At 62.7% G+C, this 6,645-nt stretch carries 6 protein-coding genes; all 6 read left to right on the top strand.

From position 1 onward, the window contains the following. Positions 1 to 11 precede the first annotated feature (11 nt). Positions 12 to 971 carry an ABC transporter permease gene (locus EN879_RS19590; protein ID WP_013528249.1) on the top strand — a complete coding sequence of 320 codons (960 nt, stop codon included), beginning with the start codon at positions 12 to 14 and terminating at the stop codon, positions 969 to 971. 9 nt (positions 972 to 980) lie between these two features. Next, positions 981 to 1,805 (top strand): ABC transporter permease, encoded by an 825-nt coding sequence (locus tag EN879_RS19595; RefSeq protein ID WP_013528250.1) that lies wholly within the window; start codon positions 981 to 983, stop codon positions 1,803 to 1,805. Next, entirely contained in the window at positions 1,805 to 3,475 is a 1,671-nt protein-coding gene (locus EN879_RS19600; RefSeq protein ID WP_013528251.1) for an ABC transporter ATP-binding protein, read from the top strand. Before EN879_RS19595 ends, EN879_RS19600 begins: the two co-directional genes overlap by 1 nt. Before the next feature lie 185 nt (positions 3,476 to 3,660). Beyond that, on the top strand, positions 3,661 to 5,250 hold the full coding sequence (locus tag EN879_RS19605) for an ABC transporter substrate-binding protein (protein WP_024501943.1): 1,590 nt from the start codon (positions 3,661 to 3,663) through the stop codon (positions 5,248 to 5,250). A gap of 97 nt (positions 5,251 to 5,347) precedes the next feature. Further along, the gene (locus tag EN879_RS19610) at positions 5,348 to 6,187 is read left to right on the top strand and encodes an alkaline phosphatase family protein (RefSeq protein WP_024501944.1); all 840 of its coding nucleotides are present in this window, start codon (positions 5,348 to 5,350) and stop codon (positions 6,185 to 6,187) included. A gap of 170 nt (positions 6,188 to 6,357) precedes the next feature. Then, positions 6,358 to 6,645, top strand: a 288-nt coding sequence (locus tag EN879_RS19615; protein ID WP_281034596.1) for a sigma factor, incomplete at its 3' end; no start/stop codon positions are given.

Genomic DNA, 6,645 nt, shown 5'->3' on the forward strand with positions numbered 1-6,645 from the left:
GCCTTGCGGATATGTCCTCACCCATCTTGAAACTGGTGGCCCAGCGCGTTGCGCTGGGCATTCTGCTCTTGTTGGCCGTTTCGGTCCTGATCTTCGCCGGCACCCAGATCCTGCCCGGCGACGTCGCGCAAGCCATTCTCGGACAGTCGGCGACGCCGGAGTCGCTTGCCAATCTGCGCGAGCAGCTCGGACTCAACCAGCCAGCCTATCTCAGGTATTTTCATTGGCTGGGCGGCGTGCTGACCGGCGATCTCGGCACGGCCATGTCGAGCGGGCAGGACATCGCCACGTCGATCAAGGGACGGCTGTGGAACACGCTGTTCCTCGCCTTCTGGGCGGCGATCGTCGCCGTGCCGCTGGCGATCATCCTCGGCCTGATCGCGGTGCGCTACCGCAATGGCTGGGTCGACAAGCTGATCTCCGGGCTGGCGCTGGCCTCGACCTCGTTTCCCGAATTCTTCATCGGCTATGTGCTGGTCTATTTCTTCGCCGTGAAATGGCAGATATTCCCCGGCATTTCGACCGTCTATGACGGCATGCCTTTTGGCGAACGGATGCAGGCGATCGCCTTGCCGGCGACGGCGCTGACGCTGGTCGTGCTCGCCCACATGATGCGCATGACACGCGCGGCGATCCTCAATGTCATGCAGTCGGCCTATGTCGAGACGGCGGAACTGAAGGGCCTGTCGGCCTTCAACGTCATCCGCAAGCACGCCTTCCCCAATGCCATCGCGCCGATCATCAATGTCGTCATGCTCAACCTCGCCTACTTGATCGTCGGCGTCGTCGTGGTCGAGGTGATCTTCGTCTATCCGGGCATGGGACAGTATCTGGTCGACCACGTCACCAAGCGAGACGTGCCGGTGGTGCAGGCGGTCGGCCTGATCTTCGCCGCCGTCTATATCAGCCTGAACATCATTGCGGACATAGCGGCGATCGTCGCCAATCCGCGTCTCAGACATCCGAAATAGGGGGCGGATATGCTCGATATCAAACGCATCCCCATCCCCGCGCTGATCGGCATCGTGCTGACGGCATTGTTCGTGCTTGCGGCGGTCTTCGCCCCCTGGATCGCGCCGCACGGCAATGGCGAAATCGTCGGCGACGTCTGGGAACCGATGTCGGCTGCCCATTTGCTGGGCACCGACAATCTCGGCCGAGACCTGCTTTCGCGCATGATCTACGGCGCCCGCATCACTTTGTTCATCGCGGTGCTGGCCACCGCGCTGTCGTTCTCGCTCGGCGCCATTCTCGGCTTCTCGGCGGCCGTCTTCGGCGGCTGGTTCGACACGCTGCTGTCGCGCCTCGTCGATCTCTTGATGTCGATCCCGACACTGATCATGGGTCTCGTCGTGCTGTCGGTGCTGCCGACCAATCTGGTGACGCTGATCCTGGTGATGGGCATTCTGGATTCGACCCGCGTCTATCGCCTGTCGCGCGCGGTCGCCGTCGACATCAACGTCATGGACTATGTCGAAGCGGCGAAACTGCGCGGTGAAGGCAGCGGCTGGATCATCTTCCGCGAGATCCTCCCCAACGCATTGTCGCCGCTGGTTTCCGAACTCGGTCTGCGCTTCATCTACGCGGTGCTGTTCCTGTCGACGCTGTCGTTCCTCGGCCTTGGCGTGCAGCCACCGGACGCCGACTGGGGCGGCATGGTCAAGGAAAACAAAGACGGCATCGTGTTCGGCATCGCGGCCGCACTCATCCCAGCGGGGGCGATCGCGCTGCTGGCGATTTCCGTCAACCTGGTTGCCGACTGGGTGCTCAACCGGACGACAAGCCTCAAGGGAGGACGCGGGTGATGGCCGACACCAAAGCGAAGCTCGGGCAACCGAAGTCAGGCCTGCTGCTCGACATCCGCAATCTGCGCATCGAGGCTACCGTCTTCCCGCCCGGCGAACCGCCGAAGGACATCGTGCTGGTGCACGATGTCTCACTGACGCTCGAGAAGGGCAAGGTGCTCGGCCTGATCGGCGAATCCGGCGCCGGCAAGTCGACTATCGGCCTGTCGTCTATGGGCTACGGCCGCGGCGGCGTGCGCATCACAGGCGGCGAGGTGATCCTGAACGGCCGCGACATCCTCAAGGGCGGCAAGGACGGCTTCCGCAAATTACGCGGCCGCGAGGTCTGCTATGTCGCGCAGTCGGCGGCAGCGGCCTTCAACCCGGCGCACAGACTGATGGACCAGGTGGTGGAAGCCACCCTGCTGCACGGCACCGCGACACGCGCCGAGGCCGAGAAGCGCGCGGTTGCGCTGTTCAAGAAGCTCAGCCTGCCGAACCCTGAAACCATCGGCGAGCGTTTTCCGCACCAGGTTTCGGGCGGCCAGTTGCAGCGTGTGATGACGGCGATGGCCCTGTGCTCCGAGCCGGACCTGATCGTCTTCGACGAGCCGACCACGGCGCTCGACGTGACGACGCAGATCGACGTGCTGGCGGCGATCAAGGACGCCATCCGCGACACCCATGTCGCTGCGCTCTACATCACGCACGACCTTGCCGTCGTCGCCCAGGTCTCCGACGAGATCATGGTGCTGCGCCATGGAAGGCTGGTCGAATGGGGCGGCACAAGGCAGATCATCAAGGAGCCGCGCCAGGAATACACCAACGCGCTGGTCTCGGTGCATGAGATCGAACACCAGGAGCAGAAGCCCGGCACGTCGCCGTTCCTGTCGGTGAAGAACGTCACCGCCGCCTATGGCCGCAGCCATATCAAGGTGCTGAAGGACGTATCCGTCGACATCTATCCGGGCCAGACGCTGGCCGTGGTCGGCGAGTCCGGCTCCGGCAAGTCGACGCTGGCGCGCGCCATCACGGGACTTTTGCCACCCGAACAGGGTACCGTCACCTTCGACGGACGCGCGCTGGCCAACAGGCTGGCCGACCGGCCGAAGGAGGATCTGCGCCAGTTGCAGATGATCTACCAGATGGCCGATGTGGCGATGAACCCGCGTCAGACCGTCGGCACCATCATCGGCCGGCCGCTGGAGTTTTATTTCGGCATGCGCGGCCGTGAGCGCGACAGACGCGTTGCCGAACTGCTCGACAAGATCGAGATGGGCAAGGGATTTTCCGACCGCTACCCGGCCGAGCTTTCCGGCGGCCAGAAACAGCGTGTCTGCATCGCCCGGTCGCTTGCCGCCAAGCCGAAGCTGATCATCTGCGACGAGGTGACCTCGGCGCTCGATCCGCTGGTGGCACACGGCATCCTCGAGCTGCTGCTGGAGCTGCAGAAGGAAGAGAACGTCGCCTATCTGTTCATCACGCATGACCTTGCCACGGTGAAGTCGATCGCCGATTCAATCGCGGTTATGTATCGCGGCGAGGTGGTGCGTTACGGCCCCAAGGGCAAGGTGCTGAGCCCGCCCTTCGACGCCTACACCGACCTGCTGCTCTCCTCGGTTCCAGAGATGGAAATCGGCTGGCTGGAAAAGGCAATCAAGGGACGGCGCATGGCCAGCGCGGGGAACTAAAGCAATTCCGGGAAAACTGGGAACCAATACTGCCGGAAGAAAAAGGCAGGCGCTTCCCCTGGAAATTGTGTCAGACCAAGCTGCCACATAGGGGCGTCAGCGACCGTCATCCGGATGCAACACTAGAGCGCCACACGTCCTTCGGGACGAGCGCCGCTCGCACGACTTTTAAACAGGGGTAGGACATGAAAACTGAACTCGATTATCTCGCCGAACTCGCCGGTCACGGCCGGATATCGCGCCGTGCCTTTCTTGGGCGCGCCGCCGCGCTCGGCGTATCGGCGGCCATGATGCCGGCGCTGGCCGGCAAGGCATTTGCCCAGACGGCGGTGAAGGGCGGTATCATCAAGGCTGGCCTGCAGGGCGGGGAATCCACCAACAGCCTCGATCCGGCGCTGAATCTCAGCCAGGTAACCTTCAGCTTTGGCAAGCTTTGGGGCGAGTATCTTGTGCGCCTCACACCGGACAACAAGCTGGTCAACCTGATTGCCGAAGAGATTGGCGCCTCAGCCGACGCCAAGACATGGACGATCAAGATCCGCGATGGCATCGAGTTCCACAATGGCAAGACGGTCGGCGCGGAGGACGTTGCCGCCACCATCGAGCGCCATGCGGACGAGAAGTCCAAGTCCGGAGCACTCGGCATCCTCAAGAACATCAAGGGCGTCAAGGCGAGCGGCAAGGAAGTCATCGTCACGCTCGGCGACGCCGATGCCGACTTCCCCTATCTGATGGCCGACTACCATCTCGTCATCCAGCCGAATGGCGGCAAGGACGATCCGAATGCCGGCATCAGCGCCGGACCCTACAAGGTTAGCGTCAACCAGCCAGGCGTGCGCCATGGCGGCGAGCGTTTCGCCAATTACTGGCTTGGCGACAAGGCCGGCCATGCCGACCAGGTCGAGATCATCGTCATCAATGATGCGACCGCACGGCTTGCAGCCTTGCAAGGCGGCCAGGTGCACATGATCAACCGCGTCGAACCCAAGGTCGTCGATCTGGTCAAGCGCATCGCGGGCGTTTCCATCGAGAACGTCTCGGGCAAGGGCTACTATCCGTTCAACATGTTCTGCGACACCGCACCTTTCGACAGCAACGATCTGCGCATGGCGCTGAAGCTAGCCATGGACCGCGACGAGATGCTGGAAAAGATCCTGCGCGGCTATGGCTCGGTGGGTAACGACTTCCCGATCAACGAGGCCTATCCGCTGTTTTCCGCCGATATCGAACAGCGCAAGTTCGATCCGGACAAGGCGGCGGCAGCCTACAAGAAATCAGGCCACAGCGGCTCGATCGTGCTGCGCACCTCGGACGTCGCCTTCCCGGGCGCCGTCGATGCCGCACAGCTCTATCAGCAGTCCTGCGCCAAAGCCGGCATCAAGATCGAGATCAAGCGCGAACCCGGCGACGGCTACTGGTCGGAGGTCTGGAACAAGCAGCCTTTCTCGCTCTCCTACTGGGGCGGACGCGCCACGCAGGACCAGATGTATTCCACCGGCTATGTCTCGACCGCCGACTGGAACGACACGCGCTTCAAGCGGCCGGAATTCGACAAGATGCTGTTTACCGCGCGCGGCGAGCTCGACCAGGCCAAGCGCCAGGCGATCTACCACGATATGGCAGTGATGATGCGTGACGAAGGCGGGCTGATCGTGCCCTTCTTCAACCAGTTCATCGACGCGGCCGCCACCAACAAGATCGGCGGCTATGCCAAGAGCCCTATCGGCGAAATGATGGACGGCTACGCGCTTGCCGAGTGCTGGCTCAACGCTTGAGCGGACCCTGATCGTCCGATTTCATCTATCAGAACGCCGTGTGCCCGGGACGGCACACGGCGTTCCCGTTTCAACCGCCAACCGCATGGAGCAGCCCGTGGCGCTCAAATCCAAGCTTCTGCTGATCATCCTCGATGGCGTGCCTTACCGGAACTGGCGCCGGCTGATGGGCAATCTCGAAGGCTGGGTGCAATCGGGCGAGGCGCAGGTCTGGAAGATGCGCTCGGTGCTGCCGTCGACCTCGGCCTGCTGCTATGCCTCGATCCACACCGGGGTTTCGCCGCAGGTGCACGGGATTCTCTCCAATGAGAACCGTTTCCGCGTCGAGCAGCCCGATATCTTCTCCGAGGTCAGCAAGGCAGGCGGCAAGACGGGGGCGGTGACCCATTCCTACTGGTCGGAATTCTTCCGCGCCTACCCGTTCGACCTGGTGGAGGGCATGGAATTCGACGAGCCAGGCGGGCCGATCACGCATGGCCGCTTCCACACCATGACCGGTTACAATCTCCGCAACCAGATGACGCCGAGCGATGTCGACCTGTTCGCGACGCTGACCATGCTGACGAAACGCCATGGCATCGACTACGGCATCCTGCACACCTGCACGCTGGATTCGATGGGACACCGCTTCGGCCACGACTGCCACGAGATGGACCATGCCGTCTATGCGATGGACGGCATGCTGGCCGCCTTCCTGCCACGCTGGATCGAAGCCGGCTATGAGGTGATCGTCACCGCCGATCACGGCCAGACCGATCGTGGCCATCACGGCGGCCATGACGACGAGATGCAGGATTTCGCGCTGTATTATTTTGGACAAGGCAAAGGGCCGGATGCGGACACACTACTCGACCAGCTGCAGCTGGCGCCGACGGTGCTGAGCCGACTGGGCGTTCCCGTGCCCGCGACGATGAAGGCGAAGTCTTTCTTGGAGTGAGAAGCGGTCCGCGAAGCTCTTCCCTTCTGCCCTTGTGGGAGAAGGAAGAGGCGCACCTCTGGCAACCTCCGCGCTCTTCGGTTAGCCTCCGCAAAATTCCTTGGCGGAGGATGAACCTTTTTGGGCCGATCAGCGACAGAGCAGACAGGAGCCAGGCGGCTCGACCGGCCATGACGGCAGCGACGGAGACCGATCGCGCGCTTGTCGACCGGGTCGCGAAGGGCGACCGAGCCGCCGTGCGGCTCCTGTTCATGCGTCACCACGCGCGGGTCTACCGCTTCGTGGCGCGCCAGACGGGATCGGAAATGATGGCCGACGATATCGCCAACGAAGTCTTCCTCGAGTTGTGGCGCCAGGCGCCCGGCTTCGAAGGGCGTTCCGAAGTCTCGACATGGCTGCTCGGCATTGCCCGTTTCAAGGCGCTGTCCTTTCTGCGCAAGAAGAAGGAAGACTGGATC

The sequence above is a fragment of the Mesorhizobium sp. M7A.F.Ca.AU.002.02.1.1 genome (assembly GCF_003998535.1).
In the GTDB taxonomy this organism is placed as follows: Bacteria; Pseudomonadota; Alphaproteobacteria; order Rhizobiales; family Rhizobiaceae; genus Mesorhizobium; species Mesorhizobium ciceri.